The following is a 16061-nucleotide window of genomic DNA, read 5'->3' on the forward strand; positions in this document are numbered from 1 at the left end:
TAACGGAGGCGACATGGACATGACATTGCAGTTGTCCCGCACGATGAAGGGACACGAAGAGATCTTCAACCTCGGCCACACCCTGCGGCCGCGGCATCGGCAAATCCTGTTCAGCGTGGGGAACGGCATCTCGTTCGGCGAACTGTGCAAGAAGATGCCGCACTGCGCCGAACTGGAAGCGATGGTGAACGAGTTGCTGCAGAGCGGCTTCATCCAGGCGCTGCGCAATATGGCCTCGCCGCAAGGCAGCACGCCGGCACCCGCCGCTCGTGCGCCCGCCGCCGCGGCGGCCGCCCCTGCGCATTCCGCGGCCGACCTGGAAAACGCGCGTGGCTACGTGCTCGAATTCCTGGCAGCGCTGGTCGGCACCAAATCCCCCGCCTACCGCAAGATGAGCGAGGTGCAGGACATGGCGGGCTTTCAGGCCGTCCTGCCGATGTGCCACAAGGTGATCGCCGCGGTGGCGTCGCCGCACCAGGCGGCCGAGATGGAAGCCGAAGTCAGCAAGCGACTGGGCGGCTAGGCTTCACCTCCGGGCCCCCGGCCCGGCCTTGCCCGGACGACCGCCGGGCGGTTCAGCGCCCGGCCGGCTTCAGGACGACCAGCGGTTTGGGCTGGCAATCCGCGGCGACGACCGTCCCGGGCCACCCCGGCACCGCACTCACCACGCCGTCGAACGGCGCCCGGAGCTCGGCATCGGCCAGATTCTTCTGCGCGATCACGCGGTGCGCACGCGCACTCGCCAGCGCCGCCTGCGCACGGGCAGCCCGCAACAAGGACGCATCGCGCTCGCTGGTCGACGAGACCGTACGGTCGTACAGGTCCAGCGCCCGCGCCTTCTCGCGCTCCGCGTCGGCCGCGTCGGCCTCGGCCCGCGCCTCCTCCGCCCGGGCTTCCTGCAGGTGCGCCTGCAGGATGGTTCGGTCGAGGCGCAGCAGCACCGTGCCCTTGCGGACGGACTGGCCAGGCTTGACCAGAACGCTCTCCACCACGCCCGACACGCGGGTGGTGAGTTCGACCTCGCCGGCCGCCCATGCGGGGCCGGCCCCGCTCACGATCAAGCCGGCCGCCGCCAGGGCCGCGATGCGCTGATTCATTTCCGTGCTCCCTCCACAGGCGGCAAGGTGCCGCCGGACAATGCCTGCAGCCGCGCCAGCGCGAGCGCAAGACGGTACTCGACGCGCTTGCGGCGAATCTGCGCGACCTGGGTCTCGGCCATGCTGGTTCCGAGATTGGTCTTCAGCTCCAGTTCGTACTCCGCGCGCGCGCGCTCCAGCGCCCAGTCGCGGTATTCGACCTGCTTGTCTGCCGCTGCGCGGCCGCTGCCGCGCAGCCATTCGATCTCCTGCACGGTGGCGAGCAGGGTGTCGGACAGCTCGAATCTGGACTTCTCCAGCGCGGCCAGTGCACGCTCCTTCTCGGCAAGCGCACGCGCGATTCGGGCATCCACCCGACGGCCCTGGTACAGCGGAACGGCAAACACGAGCCCGGCGCTCAGGTCGTCCCGCGTGATGGATTCGCGGCTGTAGCGGCCGCCGACGACTTCGGCATCGAGCGTCGGATTGCGCTCGGCACGAATCGCCGCCACACGGGCATCCGCCGCCGCGGCCTGCGCCTGCAAGGCGAGGATGCGCGGGTTCTTCGCCATCGCCCACGGCAGCAGCGCCTCGTAGTCGGGCAGCAGGCGATCATTGTCCTTCAGCCGGGGTTCGGCAAGATCGGTCGACAGGACACCTGGCCGGTTCATCGCCTGGGCCAGCCGCTCCCGGGCCAGCCGCATGTGCTGCTCGCTGGCGTTGCGGCGCTCGCGGGCATCCTGATATTCGGTCTCCAGCCTCAGCAGCTCGGGCTGGCTGATCTGACCCACCCTGAAGCGGTCGCGTGCGTTGTCCCACGCGACATAGGCGACGGCCATGAACTCGTTGTCGGCAGCATACTGCCGGTCCGCCATCAGCACGTCGAAGAAGCGCGCCATGATGTCGATGCGGCGCAGCCCCTCGGCTTCATAGAGCGCCTCTTCGCTGGCCGCGACCTCCTGGTCCGCGGCGGCCAGCGCCTGGCGGGTGCGGCCGAAGTCGAAGAGCGGCTTGCGCGCGACGATGCGGCCGACGTTGTCGGGCGTCCAGTTTCCGTCCGGCCGCAACCCGGTGCGCAGGCTGCCGTCGAGGTACAGGTTGAAGTCCTGCCGGCTCGCAGCCTCTTCACGTCCGGCACGCGCGAGCGCCACTTCGCTCTCGGCCAGCCGGCGATCCGGATGCTCGGCATCGACCGTCGCCAGTGCCGCCTCCAGCGTCAGCCGTTCGGCGAACGCGGGCATGGACAGCATCCACGCCAGCCACGCGACGCACGCCGCGCGCCTCATTTGCCCTGCTTGTAGCGGATGAACGGTTCGGTCGCGTAGGCGCCGTCGGCGACGTACTTGCCGAGCAGGAGGAATTCGGCCTTGTCCTTGGTCGGGCCCGTATAGCGCGCCACCAGCTTGCCGTCGAGATCGAAGAACAGCATCGTGGGCGTCGCCCGCACGCGGTTGGCCAGCGCGAACGCCTTCTCGGTCGTCTGCCTGCCCTGGAAGTCGGTCATCTGCGTGTCGCCGTTGACGTCGATCGGATACAGGAGGAAGTGCGCGCGGTAGGCATCCTGGACGTCGGCCTGGTTGAGGATCGTCGTTCTCATGCGCTCGCAAAATGGACAATCGTCCATTTCGAAGAACAGGAAAATGCCCTTCTTGCCCTGCTGCCTGGCCGTCTGCAGCTCCGCCTGGAAGTCGCCGAACTTGGGCTGAAAGAAATGGCTTGCGGGATCGCGCGTCTCCGCCGCGGCGGGGGCGGCCGCGGCGAAGAGCATGATGAACGCAAAAAGCATTTGACGCATGAGGTCTCCTCGGTTGTCCGGCGCGCCTATTTTCCGCCGCGCCCGCCTTTCTTCGCAATGAAGCTTTCCACCGCCTCGCGCGTGATCGCGCCCACCTGCTGCGCAACCAGCTTGCCGTCGGGGTTGTAGAGGTAGGTGGTCGGCAGGCCCTGGATCGGGCCGATCTGGCGGGCGATCTGGGCGTTGCCCAGCACGACCGGGTAGTCGACCAGCATGCTGTCGGCGAAATCCGTCACCTGCTTGGCGCTGCGATAGTCGAGCGCGATGCCGATGACGACCAGGTTGTTCTTCCTGTCGCCGTGCAGGGCGATCAGTTCGGGGATCTCCTCCTGGCACGGCGGGCACCACGTCGCCCAGAAGTTCACCAGCACCCACTTGCCCTTGTAGCCCGCCAACGTGTGCGTCTTGCCGGTGGTGTCGACCACCGTGAAGCCGTTCGCCTGCGCCCAGCCCGCCGCCAGCGCCAGCAGCAGCCCGGCCAGCCACATCGGATAAAATCGCTTTTTTCGCATCGCCTGCATCGGTTTTTCCATCATGAACGAATTCCGCATCGAGAAGGACTCGCTCGGCGAGGTCCGGGTTCCCGTGGACGCGTGGTACGGCGCCCAGACCGCGCGCGCCGTCGACAATTTTCCCATTTCGGGCCGCCGCCCGGATAAGGATTTCGTACTAGCGCACGTCCGCATCAAGCTCGCCGCCGCACGCGCCAACTGCCAGCCGGGCTGGCTGCCCGAAGCCAAGCGCGACGCCATCGCCGCCGCCTGCGAGCAGATCCTCGGCGGCGAGCACCTCGACCAGTTCGTGGTCGACCGCTTCCAGGCCGGCGCCGGCACCAGCCACAACATGAACAGCAACGAGGTCATCGCCAACCTCGCCAACGTCGCGCTCGGTGGCGAGAAAGGCACGTACAAGCCGGTCAACCCGAACGACGACGTCAACATGGGGCAGTCGACCAACGACACCATCCCCACCGCGATCCGGCTCGCCGTGCTCGCCAAGCTGCCACGACTTGTCGCGGCCGTGCATGCGATGGCGGCCGAATTCTCGCGGTTGGCCGAGCGCGAGAAGGATACGGTGAAGTCCGGCCGCACCCACCTGCAGGATGCGGTGCCGACCACGCTGGGGCAGGAGTTCGCCGGCTACGCCTGGACGCTGACGCGCTGCGCCGCCAGCCTCGACGCCGTGCGCCCGGCGCTGTGCGAAATCGGCCTCGGCGGCTCGGCCGCGGGCACCGGCCTCAACACCTCGCCCGACTACCCGCCACGCGTCGCCACCGAGCTGGCCAAGCTCACCGGCGAGCCAATCCGCGTCGGCCAGCTGGTCGCGCAGATGCAGTCGATGAACGACCTTGCGCGCCTGTCGGGCGAAATCCGCAATCTGGCTTTGGAACTCACGCGCATCTCCAACGACCTGCGCCTGCTGGCCAGCGGGCCCCGCACCGGCCTCGGCGAAATCCAGCTGCCGCCAGTACAGCCGGGCTCGTCCATCATGCCCGGCAAGGTCAACCCGGTGATGTTCGAGATGCTGAACCAGGTCTGCTTCCAGGTGCTGGGGCAGGATGCCGCCGTGTCGTACATGGTGCAGGCCGGCCAGCTCGAGCTGAACGTGATGATGCCGGCACTGGGCAGCGCACTGTTCGATGCGATGGACTGGCTGACGAACGCGATGAACGCCGCGACCGAGAAGAACCTCAAGGGGATCGTCGTCAATCGCGAGCGCTGCGCCTTCTTCATCCACCAGAGCGTCGCGCTCGCCACCCTGCTCAACACGCAGATCGGCTACAACCAGGCTGCCGAAGTCGCCAAGGAATCGGAGAAATCAGGCCGCCCGGTGCGCGACATCGTCGCCGAGCGCGGGCTCATGAACGCGGCCGATTTCGACGCGCTGGTACTGCAGGCGGCGCATGGCATCGGCAGCGGCGGGGGCGGCGGCTGATCCCGGCGCCCCTCCTCTTTACCTGAGCCCCGAACGCCATGCCGATCCAGTGGTTCCCCGGTCACATGACCACCGCGCGCAAGAAGGCCGCGGAGACGATGGCGCAGATCGACGTCGTGGTCGAGGTGCTCGACGCGCGCCTGCCCGAGGCGGGCAGCAACCCGATGATCCACGAGCTGCGCCATTTCCGGCAGCGGCCCTGCCTCAAGCTGCTGAACAAGGTCGACCTCGCCGACCCCGAGGCCACGCGCGCGTGGATCGATCACTACAACAGGCAGCCCGGCGTGATGGCGGTGGCGATCTCGGCGAAGAAGCCCGGCGACGTGGCGAAGCTCGCGGGGCTCGCGCAGAAGCTCGCGCCGCACCGCGACGACAACTTCAAGCCGCTGCGGCTGATGATCATGGGCATCCCCAACGTCGGCAAGTCGACGCTGATGAACACCTGGGTCAAGCGCAAGGTGGCGGCGGTCGGCGACGAGCCCGCGGTGACGAAGTCGCAGCAGCGCATCAACCTGTCGCCACGGCTGATCCTGGTCGATACCCCGGGCATGACCTGGCCGAAGATCGAGCACGACGCCGACGGCTTCATGCTGGCGGCGAGTCACGCGATTGGGCGCAACGCGGTGATCGACGAGGAAGTCGCGATCTTTCTCGCCGGCATCCTGCTCGAACGCTATCCGGCCCTGCTGGAGGCGCGCTACAAGTTCCCGCTGGCGGGGCTGGACGCGACCGGCGTGCTGGAATCCGTGGCGAAGAAACGCGGCTGCCTGAAGAAGGGGCGCGGGGCGGAGCTCGACCTGGAAAAGGCGGCGATGATCCTGCTGACCGACTACCGCAGCGGCACGCTCGGACGCATCAGCCTGGAGACGCCGGCGACGCGCGCGGCGATGCTGGCGGCCGAAGCCGCCAACCCCCGGAAAAAGCCTTCCCGCGAAGCGGAAGAGACGGACGACTGATCAATCGTCCGCCGGCCAGGCCGCGGCGTCGAGCCAGGCCGCCGTGTCCACCCGCCCATGGATCGTGCCGACCGGCAACACGTCTCCGCTCGCCCAGCACCGCACCGCATGACGCTTGTTGCCGCCCGTGACGACGAACCACACCCGCGCGCTGCGGTTCAGCCGTGCCGCCGACAGGCTGACGCGCGCGGGCGGCGGCTTCGGTGCGCCGTCGACAGCCAGCGCATCGGGGCTGCCCGCCGCGTCGCCCCAGGCATGGCCGGGGAACAGGCTCGCGGTGTGGCCATCCTCGCCCATCCCGAGCAGCGCCACGTCGAATTCGGGCACGCCGGCGAGCCGTTCCGCGTAGACCGTCGCGGCCGCGGATGCGCCGCGTTCGGCCGGGATCGGCCGCCGATTGTCCGCCGGAATGCGCGAGCCGGCCAGCCAGGCCGCCTCGGCCATCACGCTGTTACGCTCGGCATGATCCGCCGGCAGGCAGCGCTCGTCGCCATACCAGATCCACCAGCGCGCATCGCCCGCGCCGCGCTCCGCAAGTGCGCGGTAGAGCGCGCGCGGCGTGCTGCCGCCGGCCAGCACCAGATGAAAGACACCGCGCGCGTCGACCGCCACCTGCGCTGCCGCCACGAGCGCATCGGCCAGTGCCGGCACCAGGTCGTCGGCATCGGGAAACACGCGCCAGTCGATCGCGTTCACAGCTCGTTGCGCCAGGTCTGGTCGTCGCTGTCGAACAGCCGGTTCGCCTCGGCGGGCCCCCAGCTGCCGGCCGGGTAGGTCGGAATGTATTCCCGCTCGACCGTCCAGTTCTTCAGGATGGGATCGACCACCCGCCACGCCCACTCGACCTCGTCGAAGCGCAGGAACAGCGAGCGGTCGCCCTCGATGACGTCGAGCAGCAGCGTCTCGTAGGCGTCGAGCGTCTGCTCGTCGGTCTTGAGGAAGCTCGCATTCATCTGCATCAGCCGCGTATCCATGTCGAGCCCGGGCTGCTTGACGTGGATTTCCATGCGCATCGACTCGTCGGGCTGGATCGACAGCAGGATCCAGTTGGGGTCGATCGATTCGAGCGGCGTTTCGCGGAACAGCTGCTGCGGGGGATGGCGGAAGCGCAGCGCGATCATCGAGGTCTGGCGCTGCATGCGCTTGCCGGTGCGCAGGTAGAACGGTACCCCGCGCCAGCGCCAATTGTCGATGTAGAACTTGGCGGCGACGAAGGTCTCGGTGATCGAATTGGGCTCGACCTTCTCCTCCTGCTGATAGCCCGGCACGTTGGCGCCGTCGATCATGCCCCGCGCGTACTGGGCCCGCACCGCGTGCGCATGCACCGCACGCTTGGCGATCGGGCGGATCGAGCGCAGCACCTTGACCTTCTCGTCGTGCAGCGCGTCGGCCTCGAGCGCAGGCGGCGGCTCCATGGCGACGACGGTGAGCAGCTGCATCAGGTGGTTCTGCAGCATGTCGCGCAGCGCACCGGCGCGGTCGTAGTAGTCGGCGCGCTTCTCGATGCCGATCGACTCGGCCACGGTGATCTGCACGTGGTCGATGAAGTTGCGGTTCCACAGCGGCTCGATCAGCGTGTTGGCGAAGCGGAACACCAGCAGGTTCTGTACCGTTTCCTTGCCGAGGAAATGGTCGATGCGGAACACCTGCTCCTCGTCGAAATGTTCGTGCAGCAGCTGGTTCAGCATGCGCGCCGACTCGATGTCCTCGCCGAACGGTTTCTCGATGACCACGCGATTGAGGCCGCGCGGCTTGTTGAGGCCGACGGCCTCGAGGTTGTGGATCACCGCCCCGAACTCGGACGGCTTGATGGCGAGATAGAACACCGTGCTGGAGCATGCCTCGGCCGGCGGCAAGCGATCGGCCAGCGCCTGGTACGAAGCCACGTCGTTGAGGTCGCCCTGCTGGTAGCGGAAGCGCGCGACGAAACGCTCGAACACGGGCGTGCCGGGTGCGCCCTTGATCTTCTCCGCCAGCACTTCGCGCATGTGATTGCGCCACTCATCGTCGTTCCATGGCCGGCGCGAGAACGCGATGATGCTGAGCGATTCCGACAGGCGGGCCGCCGCTTCCAGGTGGTAGAGCGCGGGCAGCAGCTTGTTGGTGGCCAGGTTGCCGGTGGCGCCGAAGATGACGAAGGTGCACGGCAGGGATGCTTCGCGGCCGTCGCTCATTTCTCGGTTCCCTTGATGGCGTGGCCGCCGAAGCCCTGGCGCATCTTGGCCAGCATCTTCGCCGCGTAGTCGCCTTTCCCCTGGCTGGCGAAGCGCATCATCAGCGCGAGCGACATCACCGGGGCGGGAATGCCCTGCTCGATCGCCTCCAGCGCCGTCCAGCGCCCCTCGCCGGAATCGGCGACGAAGGGCTGGATGGTTTCGAGCGCCGGATCCTGCGCGAGGAAATCCGCCGACAGGTCGAGCAGCCACGAGCGCACCACGCTGCCGTGCCGCCACAGCTCCGCGATCGCACCCACGTCGAGGTCGAAGCCGGGCTTGTTCTTCATCAGCGCAAAGCCCTCGGCGAGGGCCTGCATCATGCCGTACTCGATGCCGTTGTGGACCATCTTGACGAAGTGGCCGGAGCCGACCGGGCCGGTATGCAGCCAGCCCTCGGTCGGGGTCGGTGCGAGCGCCTCCATGTAGGGCTGGAGGCGCGCCGCCGCCGCCTCGCTGCCGCCGAACATGATGCAGTAGCCGTTCTCCAGCCCCCAGACGCCGCCGGACACGCCGGCGTCGGCGTAGTCGATGCCGTGCGCCGCCATCATCGCGGCGTGCCGCTGGTCGTCCTTGTAGTACGCATTGGCGCCGTCGACGACCAGGTCACCGGCACCGAGCAACGGCGCCAGCGCCTGCAGGGCCTGCTCGGTCGCCTCGCCCGCCGGCAGCATCAGCCAGACGATGCGCGGCGCCTGCAAGGCCGCGACCAGATCGGCGAGCGAAGCGCAGGCGAGATGACCGGTCTCCGCCGCGATCGCGGCGCTGACCTCGTGGCTGCGGTTGTGCAGCGCGATCCGCATGCCCTTGCGCGCCAGCCGCCGCGCCATGTTGCCGCCCATGCGGCCGAGTCCGACGAGTCCGAATTCCATGCTTGATTCCTCCGGGATGACATCCTGCGTGTCGCAGCAATCGTGCCTGCGCAAAATCCATGATAGGACGCGGCAATGACGAACAAGTTGCGCGGCCCGCGCGCCGTCGTGGTGCGCCCCCGCACCGGATCAGGCCAGCAGGCCGGGAAACAGCTTGCCGAGGCCGCCTGCGATCATCTCGACCGAGATCGCCGCGATGATCAGGCCCATCAGGCGCGTGACGACGTGGATGCCGGTCCGCCCCAGCCGCCGCGCGATCATCGGCGCCGCGCGGAACGACAGCCACACCGACAGCGCGACCAGCGCGACCGGGATCAGCAGCGCCGCCTGCTGCAGCATGTCGCCTTTCGCCGCGCCGGCCGCCACGATCACGTGCGTGATCGCACCGGGGCCGGCAAGCAGCGGAATGCCGAGCGGCACCACGCCGACCGCATCCTTTTCCTCCGCTTCGTCGGCCTCGTCCCGTGTCTGGCGCAACGGGCTGACGTGCGCCTGCACCATCGACAGCGCCAGCAGGAGGAGCAACAGCCCGCCCGCGACCGAAAACGCGGCCAGGCGGATGCCGAAGAAGCTCAGCATCGGCTCGCCCGCGAAGGTGAACAGGGTCAGCACGCCGAGCACGGTCAGCGCCGCGATGCGCGCCGCCGAACGGCTTTGCGCCAGGCTGTAGCCCTGCGTGGCGATGAGGAAGATGGGGATGACGCCGACCGGGTCGACGATGGCGAACAGCGCAAGCGCCGCCTTGACGAGTGCGAGGATATCCATGCGTGCATCATAGCCGCATGGCGCCGCGCGTCCCTAAATGCGGCGGAACAGCAGATCCCACACGCCGTGACCGAGGCGGATGCCGCGCTGCTCGAACTTCGTGAGGGGACGGGTGTCGGGACGCGGCGCGTAGTCGGCGACGGTGTTCTGCAGGGACGGCTCGGCGGAGAGCACGGCGAGCATCTGCTCGGCGTAGTCCTGCCAGTCGGTCGCCAGGTGAATGTAGCCCCCCGGGCGGATGCGGCCGGCCAGCAGCGCCACCAGCGGCGGCTGGATCAGGCGCCGCTTGTGGTGCCGCTTCTTGTGCCAGGGGTCCGGAAAGAAGATGTGCACGCCGGCGAGGCTCGCCGGCCCGAGCATGGAGGTCAGGACCTCGACCGCATCGTGCTGGATCACGCGCACGTTGGTCAGTCCGCGCTCGCCGATCTGCTTCAGCAGCGCGCCGACGCCCGGCGTATGGACCTCGACGCCGAGGTAGTCGTTCCCGGGGTGCGCTGCGGCAATCTCGGCCAGCCCCTCGCCCATGCCGAAGCCGATTTCGAGGAAGCGCGGCGCGGTACGTCCGAACACCGCATCGAGGTCGAGACGGTCGGGCTGATATGGCAGCACGAAACGCGGACCCAGCTCGGCCAGCGCGCGAGCCTGCCCCGAGCCGACCCGCCCGGCGCGCAGCACATAGGAACGGATGCGCGGATGCGCGCCGGTCTCGCTCGTCATGCCGTTATTTGCTGCCGGTGATGAGACCGCTGGTGGGCGAGCTCGGGCTGGCCTGGTAGATCTTCTTCGGCATGCGGCCGGCGAGGAAGGCCTCGCGCCCGGCCTCGACCGCCTTCTTCATCGCCGAGGCCATCAGCACCGGATTGCCGGCGCCGGCGATCGCGGTGTTCATCAGCACGGCGTCGCAGCCGAGTTCCATCGCAATGGTGGCGTCGCTGGCAGTGCCGACGCCGGCATCGACGATCACCGGTACGGAGAGGCGATCGATGATGATCTGCAGGTTCCACGGATTGAGGATGCCCATGCCCGAACCGATCAGGCTCGCCAGCGGCATCACGGCGACGCAGCCGATGTCCTCCAGCTGCTTCGCGGCGATGGGATCGTCGGACGTGTAGACCATGACCTGGAAGCCGTCCTTCACCAGCACCTCGGCTGCCTTGATCGTCTCGGCGACGTTGGGGTAGAGCGACTCGGCATCGCCCAGCACTTCGAGCTTGACCAGGCTGTGCCCGTCCAGCAGCTCGCGCGCCAGGCGCAGGGTGCGGATCGCGTCGTCGGCCGTGTAGCAGCCGGCGGTGTTCGGCAGGTAGGTGTATTTGGACGGCGGCAGCGCGTCGAGCAGGCTGGGCTGGCTCGCGTCCTGGCCGATGTTGGTGCGGCGGATCGCGACGGTGACGATTTCCGCACCCGACGCCTCGACTGCGAGGCGCGTCTGTTCGAAATCCTTGTACTTGCCCGTGCCGACCAGCAGGCGGGAGGCATAGGATTGTCCGGCGATGACGAGGGGTTCCATAGATTCAGGCGTTCGAAAGGATGAAGACGCAGCTCAGCCGCCGCCGACCGCGACGACGATTTCAAGGCGGTCGCCGCTGGCGAGCAGGGTGTCGGCATGCTGGCTGCGCGGCACGATTTCGCCGTTCCGTTCGACGGCGATGCGCTTGCCCACGAGCTCGAGCGCCTCGACGAGCCCGGCGACCGTGAGCGGTGCGGGAAAACTACGGGGCGCGCCGTTGATGACCAGTTCAAGCACGACTTCTATCCGGCAGGACTATTCAGTAGAATTGCGCATTCTACCCCGAAGGTCGTGCCGACCCGAAGGGCGGGCAACAGCGCGGGCGTCGTATAGTGGCATTACCTGAGCTTCCCAAGCTCATGAGGAGGGTTCGATTCCCTTCGCCCGCTCCAGTCCAGGCTCTGCAGCCGAGCCGGCGGCTTGACGCCCGTTCAATAATCTGCTCCCCTTGGCCGTTATCCTGCCGAGGCCATGACCATCCAGACCCCTTCCCTCGCCCCTCTCGCCGTGCTGCACGAAGCGGACGCGCGCATGGCGCAGGCGCTGGAGAATTTCTTCCAGCGCAGCCGCACCACGATCCAGGAGACCGTCTTGGCGAGACTGCAGGAACAGGTGGCGGAATCCTCGCTGGCGATGGGGCAGACATGCCTCGATTGGCTCAACGCCTACCCGGAAAGCCTGTCGACCGCCTTCGCCGACCAGTTCCGGCGCAACCTCGCGCAGCCGGAGACCTTTTCGAGCCATCGCAGCGATCCGCTGGCCGGGCTGCAACTGGTGGACGATGCCACGCTCACACGCCAGCTGGCGGAGGAGAAGGCTGCGGCCTTCATGACCGAAATCCTGCGGGCCGAAATGCTGCTGCTGTTCGGCCGCATTCAGGCCGTGCAGCGGGCGGCGCTGGAGGATCCGGACGAGCGGCACGCCGAACTCTACGGTCCCCTGCCGGTGGTTCGCGCGCTCTCACGCGCGCTCGACGGCCTGGGCATCGACCGGAACTGCGGAACCTTCCTGCTCGAATGCGTCCGCGCGCCGCTGCTGGACACGCTGCAGCATACCTACGATGCGCTCAACGCGTTTCTCGGCGCGAGCGACGTTCCGGGACTGCCGGCAGCGCCCGCACGCGGCGCGCCGGCGCGCCGCAGCGAACCCGATGCAGGACGCGAGGTGCTCGCGCACATCCGCGCGGCCGCCGGCACCGCCGTGGCGCAATCGGTCCAGGCGACGGGCCTGGCCGACAGCCTGGCGCGTTGGGCCGCGCTCCCCGCCATCGTCCCCGGCACGCACGCGGAGGCCCCGACCCTCGTGTTGCGGCAATTGCAGCTGGATGCCGGCATTGCCGGCGCGCCCGCGTTCGACCGCGCCGTCCTCGACGCCATGGCGAGCCTGTTCGAGTGCATTCTCGACGATCCCGACGTGTCCGCGCCCTTCCGGGGCGAGATCGCCCAGCTGCAGATTCCGGCCCTGCAGGTCGCGCTCGCCTCGCCCGAGTTCTTCAGCAACGGCCAGCACCCGGCGCGCCGCCTGATCGACCTGCTGGGCCAGTTCTCGCGCCGCTTCCCCGAAGGCCATGCCGCACACGGCGCAGCCCTGGGACAGGCCCACGACGCGTGCGTCGCGCTCGCCCGCACCCCCCATCAGCCCGCCCACGCGTTCGAGGAGACGCACCGCGCGCTGGCGGCCTGGCTGGCCGGGCAGGATGCGCAGATGCGCGCAGGCCTCGCCGCGGACATCGACCGGCTCGAACACCTCGAGCGGCAAGCGCTCGGGACGCGCCTTGCCCTCGAAAACCTCCGTGATTTCACCGAGCGCTATCCCGCGCCGGAGTCGGTCCTCGCGCGCCTCGAAACCGCCTGGGTGCCGTACATGGCTTCGCTGTATGTCGCCGAATCCGGCGAGGGCCCCGAATGGCGGGCGGCCTGCCTCACCCTGCAGAATCTCTTCCTCAGCCTTCAGGTACCCGGCGACGAGGCCACGCGCGAAGCCCGCTTGCGAACGATCCCCGCGATCAACGCGGCACTCCGGCACGGCCTCCTGTCCCAGGGCGCCGAGCCGGCGCAGCTGAAGGATTTCTTCAGCGCCATCACCGCGACCCAGGAAGTCTGGGTCCGGCCCGAGCCCGGGCGCCGCGAACCGAGGATCGACGCCTTCGCGCCGCGACAGCGCTCGGCGAATCCCCATTCGTCCGCCCGGCAGGCCGACGCGGCCCTGGAGCAATGCCGGCGGCTGCTCGAAGGCGACTGGGTGGCGTTCGATCCGCCGTATGCCGGCCTCGCGACGGCACGCGTGGCGTGGGCCGGCACGCAGGGTCACCTGCTCCTGTGGGACAGCGCCGGCAGGCATCCGCTCGCGCTCGACCGTGACGCGCTCGCAACCGAGGTCCGCGCAGGCAGGGTGCGCATACCTGAGCAATCACTGACCCGGAAAGCCCTGCTCCGTCTCAAGACACAGCTGACCGCGCAGGCTACCTGAAATTCCCGGCGCCGCTGGCGCTCAAGTTTTCCGCACCCGGGTCGATAGAGCAGTTATGCGGTTGTGTGTCGAGTTTCCGACACGATCGCCGACCATCGAACAGGGCAAACCCGCCGCGAGGCGGGGACGCAAAGCCACCGGTCTCCTCCGCCCCCGGCGGACGAGACAGCGGGGCCGCCGGCAGCCAAACTGTCACGCGCCATCCTCCCCGTTCGCGGCCGGCCAGCCGTCGATACCGCGAGGTGATCAGATATGGAGCGCGAGATGCCGGAGAATTCAGTCGTAGTGAACCTCAACCAGTTCGAGCGATCGCGCCGAGCGCAGGTGTCGGCCGACACCCTGTCGGTGCTGCACGGCTGCCGCGATCTGCTGATCGAGGGCGCCACGCGCGTCCTGACCCGCCAGGCCGAGGCGATGGAAAAGACCTTGCTGGCGATGGCCGAGCGCTCGCCGCTGCTTGAAACGCGCAACAGCTACTATAGTGCGCAAGGCATCCTGAACAGGCAGGCGAACGAATTGCTGAGCGCCTGCAAGGAGGCCTTCTGCCAGGCGTTCAACGATTTCGCCCACAACCGCGAAAAGACGGCGGGCGGCGACCTGCTCGAATTGTCCCTGGTCGACGATCACGATTTCGAGGTGACGCTCGCGATCGACAAGGCCACGTCGCGCCTGCGCTTCAACTGCGCGGAGGAGCTGGTCGCGCTGGACGCGCGCATGGCGCATTTGCTGGGACGCTCCGACCTTGCCGAAAACGACAACCCGCTCGGTCCGCGCGCCCTGTGCGAAGCGCTGCTCGACGGCATCGCGAAGATGCAGCCCGAGCAGAACGTCCGCATCGTCCTGCTGAACCAGTTCGACCTCGTGCTGACGACCGAACTCGCCGGCATCTACCAGTCGCTCAACCGCCATCTGATCGACCGGGGCATCCTTCCGGACATCAAGGTCGGCGCAAAAAGCCGGGGACAGGCCGGTGCGGCGGCCCAGCCGGGGGCGCCCGGCACGCCAGCGCAAGCGCAAGCGAGCAACGACATGTTCCGGATGTTCGAACAGCTTGCCCACGGCAGCAACCCTGCCGGTCCTGCAGCCCCCGGGCTGGCCGGTTTCAGCCTGCTGGATTCGCTCGGCCAGCTCCAGTCCGGATCCATGATGCTGCCCGGCGGCGTCCGCTTCGAACTGCCCGTTCTCGAGGCGGCCACGATCAGCAACGTCCTGCGCAGTCTCCAGCAAAGCCCGGTGATGCAGGCCGTGAGCCCGCTCGACGCGGTCCTGGTCGATGCCGTGGCGATGCTGTTCGACGTCGTGTTCGAGGAAGCCGCCATCCCCGACCGTCTGAAGGCGCAGATCGGGCGCCTGCAGATTCCGGTGCTGAAGGCGGCGATGCTCGACCGCAATTTCTTCTCGCAGGCGAATCACCCGGTTCGCCGCATGCTGGACGCGATCGCGACCCTCTCGGTACACCTGCCCGACAACGAAACCGGCAACGCGCGCCTCGAGGCCATCTCACACGTCATCACCGGCGTCCTCGACAGCTTCGAGCAGGACATCGCGGTATTCGAATCCGCCGCCGCCGAACTCGAAGCCATGGGATCGTCGCTGGACGAAACCCTCGAGGAAACCCTCGAGGCCAGCCTGCAGCCAGACATCGCCCAGATCCGGCAGGCGGAACGCGCGGAACTGGCCCCGGTGATCGTGCACGACTTCATCAACCGCGCGCTCAAGGAGCAGACGGTTGCGGATTCGGTGCGCGAATTCCTGCGCCGCGACTGGGCGCAGCTGCTCACCCAGGACTACGTCAAGGAAGGCGAGCAGGGCGCGCACTTCAACAGCCATGTCGAGACCATGCGCGAGCTGATCTGGAGCGTGCAACCCAAGGCCGACATGGACGCGCGGCTGATGCTCGTGCGCATCCTGCCCGGCCTGCTGAAGCGCCTGCGCGAAGGCACCGCCGAAATCGAGCTGCCGCAGAAGCTCGCCGACCGCTTCTTCGCCACGCTGGTCGTGCTGCACGCCAACGCGGTGCGCCCCAACACGCAGCCGGTTCCGCTTCCCGACATCAGCCCCGAGGAGATCGAGGACATGATCCCGGCCGCAGCCGCGGAACCGGCTGCGCCGGCAGCGGCCGAGCCGGCCGTGCCGGAAGTCGAGGACGAATACACCCAGCGTGCCCGCGCGCTCAACAAGGGCGACTGGGTCGAATTCCATTACGACGACGGGACCTTCCGCTGGGCGCGGCTCGGCTGGATCAGCAGCATCAAGAACACCTACCTGTTCTCCGACCAGGACGGCATGAACAGCTTCTCCATCGGCCTGCATCGCCTCGCGGAAAAGCTGCGGCGCGGCGAAGCCGTGCTCGTCGAGCGCAAGTCGATCACCGAATCGGCGTTCGGCAAGCTGATGAAGCTGTTCCGCCAGAAACTCGGCTACGCCTGATCCCCGATTCCGGTTGCCTGCCCGCCGCGCTCCGGCTACC

The 16061-nt window shown here is 68.1% G+C and carries 16 protein-coding genes, 1 tRNA gene and 1 riboswitch; of the genes, 6 read left to right on the forward strand and 11 right to left on the reverse strand.

The window, feature by feature from the left end; genetic code table 11:
• Positions 1-13 precede the first annotated feature (13 nt).
• On the forward strand, positions 14-523 hold the full coding sequence (locus tag VA613_RS11580; protein ID WP_324779171.1) for a hypothetical protein: 510 nt from the start codon (positions 14-16) through the stop codon (positions 521-523).
• 52 nt (positions 524-575) lie between these two features.
• On the opposite strand, the gene VA613_RS11585 is transcribed toward VA613_RS11580, so the two are convergent.
• The 4 genes from VA613_RS11585 to VA613_RS11600 are packed head-to-tail and all read right to left on the reverse strand — an operon-like array spanning position 576 to position 3407.
• Positions 576-1097 carry an efflux RND transporter periplasmic adaptor subunit gene (locus VA613_RS11585; RefSeq protein WP_324779172.1) on the reverse strand — a complete coding sequence of 174 codons (522 nt, stop codon included), beginning with the start codon at positions 1095-1097 and terminating at the stop codon, positions 576-578.
• A complete protein-coding gene (locus VA613_RS11590; protein WP_324779173.1) occupies positions 1094-2362 on the reverse strand; it encodes a TolC family protein in 1269 nt (422 codons plus the stop codon). The genes VA613_RS11585 and VA613_RS11590 overlap by 4 nt, the downstream gene beginning before the upstream one ends.
• Positions 2359-2871, reverse strand: a complete 513-nt coding sequence (locus tag VA613_RS11595; RefSeq protein WP_324779174.1) for a thioredoxin family protein — start codon at positions 2869-2871, stop codon at positions 2359-2361. The genes VA613_RS11590 and VA613_RS11595 overlap by 4 nt, the downstream gene beginning before the upstream one ends.
• Positions 2872-2897: 26 nt before the next feature.
• A complete protein-coding gene (locus tag VA613_RS11600) occupies positions 2898-3407 on the reverse strand; it encodes a TlpA family protein disulfide reductase (protein ID WP_324779175.1) in 510 nt (169 codons plus the stop codon).
• Between VA613_RS11600 and VA613_RS11605 the strand changes: the two genes are divergently transcribed.
• Positions 3406-4806 (forward strand): aspartate ammonia-lyase, encoded by a 1401-nt coding sequence (locus VA613_RS11605; RefSeq protein WP_324779176.1) that lies wholly within the window; start codon positions 3406-3408, stop codon positions 4804-4806. The genes VA613_RS11600 and VA613_RS11605 overlap by 2 nt on opposite strands.
• Positions 4807-4844: 38 nt before the next feature.
• Complete coding sequence (ylqF, locus tag VA613_RS11610; RefSeq protein WP_324779177.1) at positions 4845-5762, forward strand: ribosome biogenesis GTPase YlqF; 918 nt, start codon at positions 4845-4847, stop codon at positions 5760-5762.
• Here the strand turns inward: ylqF and pgl are convergent, their stop codons facing one another.
• From pgl to thiS, 7 genes are all read right to left on the reverse strand, one after another.
• Positions 5763-6458 (reverse strand): 6-phosphogluconolactonase, encoded by a 696-nt coding sequence (gene pgl / locus VA613_RS11615; protein WP_324779178.1) that lies wholly within the window; start codon positions 6456-6458, stop codon positions 5763-5765.
• Positions 6455-7936, reverse strand: coding sequence for a glucose-6-phosphate dehydrogenase (gene zwf / locus VA613_RS11620; protein ID WP_324779179.1), 1482 nt, complete (start codon positions 7934-7936; stop codon positions 6455-6457). The genes pgl and zwf overlap by 4 nt, the downstream gene beginning before the upstream one ends.
• A complete protein-coding gene (gnd, locus tag VA613_RS11625) occupies positions 7933-8901 on the reverse strand; it encodes a phosphogluconate dehydrogenase (NAD(+)-dependent, decarboxylating) (protein WP_407702844.1) in 969 nt (322 codons plus the stop codon). The genes zwf and gnd overlap by 4 nt, the downstream gene beginning before the upstream one ends.
• A 75-nt stretch (positions 8902-8976) precedes the next feature.
• Complete coding sequence (locus tag VA613_RS11630) at positions 8977-9612, reverse strand: MarC family protein (RefSeq protein WP_324779180.1); 636 nt, start codon at positions 9610-9612, stop codon at positions 8977-8979.
• 33 nt (positions 9613-9645) lie between these two features.
• Positions 9646-10329 carry a tRNA (guanosine(46)-N7)-methyltransferase TrmB gene (gene trmB, locus VA613_RS11635; protein ID WP_324779181.1) on the reverse strand — a complete coding sequence of 228 codons (684 nt, stop codon included), beginning with the start codon at positions 10327-10329 and terminating at the stop codon, positions 9646-9648.
• A gap of 4 nt (positions 10330-10333) precedes the next feature.
• Positions 10334-11122 carry a thiazole synthase gene (locus VA613_RS11640; protein ID WP_324779182.1) on the reverse strand — a complete coding sequence of 263 codons (789 nt, stop codon included), beginning with the start codon at positions 11120-11122 and terminating at the stop codon, positions 10334-10336.
• A 33-nt stretch (positions 11123-11155) separates the two neighbouring features.
• Entirely contained in the window at positions 11156-11359 is a 204-nt protein-coding gene (gene thiS / locus VA613_RS11645; RefSeq protein WP_324779183.1) for a sulfur carrier protein ThiS, read from the reverse strand.
• Positions 11360-11440: 81 nt separating this feature from the next.
• Between thiS and VA613_RS11650 the strand changes: the two genes are divergently transcribed.
• The 3 genes from VA613_RS11650 (at position 11441) to VA613_RS11660 (ending at position 16021) form a co-directional block, all read left to right on the forward strand.
• Positions 11441-11514, forward strand: a tRNA-Gly gene (locus VA613_RS11650).
• 79 nt (positions 11515-11593) lie between these two features.
• Positions 11594-13591, forward strand: a complete 1998-nt coding sequence (locus tag VA613_RS11655; RefSeq protein ID WP_324779184.1) for a DUF1631 family protein — start codon at positions 11594-11596, stop codon at positions 13589-13591.
• 93 nt (positions 13592-13684) lie between these two features.
• Positions 13685-13773: riboswitch (cyclic di-GMP riboswitch) on the forward strand.
• Positions 13774-13855: 82 nt separating this feature from the next.
• Positions 13856-16021: a DUF1631 domain-containing protein gene (locus tag VA613_RS11660; protein WP_324779185.1), complete on the forward strand. Its 2166-nt coding sequence runs from the start codon at positions 13856-13858 to the stop codon at positions 16019-16021.
• Positions 16022-16061: the final 40 nt, after the last annotated feature.

The sequence above is a fragment of the Thiobacillus sp. SCUT-2 genome (genome assembly GCF_035621355.1).
Taxonomy (GTDB): Bacteria; Pseudomonadota; Gammaproteobacteria; order Burkholderiales; family Thiobacillaceae; genus Thiobacillus; species Thiobacillus sedimenti.

Coding starts and splice junctions, on each gene's coding strand:
- VA613_RS11580 (WP_324779171.1), top strand. CDS start 14: ATGGACATGACATTGCAGTTGTCCCGCACGATGAAGGGACACGAAGAG.
- VA613_RS11585 (WP_324779172.1), bottom strand. CDS start 1,097: ATGAATCAGCGCATCGCGGCCCTGGCGGCGGCCGGCTTGATCGTGAGC.
- VA613_RS11590 (WP_324779173.1), bottom strand. CDS start 2,362: ATGAGGCGCGCGGCGTGCGTCGCGTGGCTGGCGTGGATGCTGTCCATG.
- VA613_RS11595 (WP_324779174.1), bottom strand. CDS start 2,871: ATGCGTCAAATGCTTTTTGCGTTCATCATGCTCTTCGCCGCGGCCGCC.
- VA613_RS11605 (WP_324779176.1), top strand. CDS start 3,406: ATGAACGAATTCCGCATCGAGAAGGACTCGCTCGGCGAGGTCCGGGTT.
- VA613_RS11600 (WP_324779175.1), bottom strand. CDS start 3,407: ATGATGGAAAAACCGATGCAGGCGATGCGAAAAAAGCGATTTTATCCG.
- ylqF (WP_324779177.1), top strand. CDS start 4,845: ATGCCGATCCAGTGGTTCCCCGGTCACATGACCACCGCGCGCAAGAAG.
- zwf (WP_324779179.1), bottom strand. CDS start 7,936: ATGAGCGACGGCCGCGAAGCATCCCTGCCGTGCACCTTCGTCATCTTC.
- VA613_RS11630 (WP_324779180.1), bottom strand. CDS start 9,612: ATGGATATCCTCGCACTCGTCAAGGCGGCGCTTGCGCTGTTCGCCATC.
- trmB (WP_324779181.1), bottom strand. CDS start 10,329: ATGACGAGCGAGACCGGCGCGCATCCGCGCATCCGTTCCTATGTGCTG.
- VA613_RS11640 (WP_324779182.1), bottom strand. CDS start 11,122: ATGGAACCCCTCGTCATCGCCGGACAATCCTATGCCTCCCGCCTGCTG.
- VA613_RS11655 (WP_324779184.1), top strand. CDS start 11,594: ATGACCATCCAGACCCCTTCCCTCGCCCCTCTCGCCGTGCTGCACGAA.
- VA613_RS11660 (WP_324779185.1), top strand. CDS start 13,856: ATGCCGGAGAATTCAGTCGTAGTGAACCTCAACCAGTTCGAGCGATCG.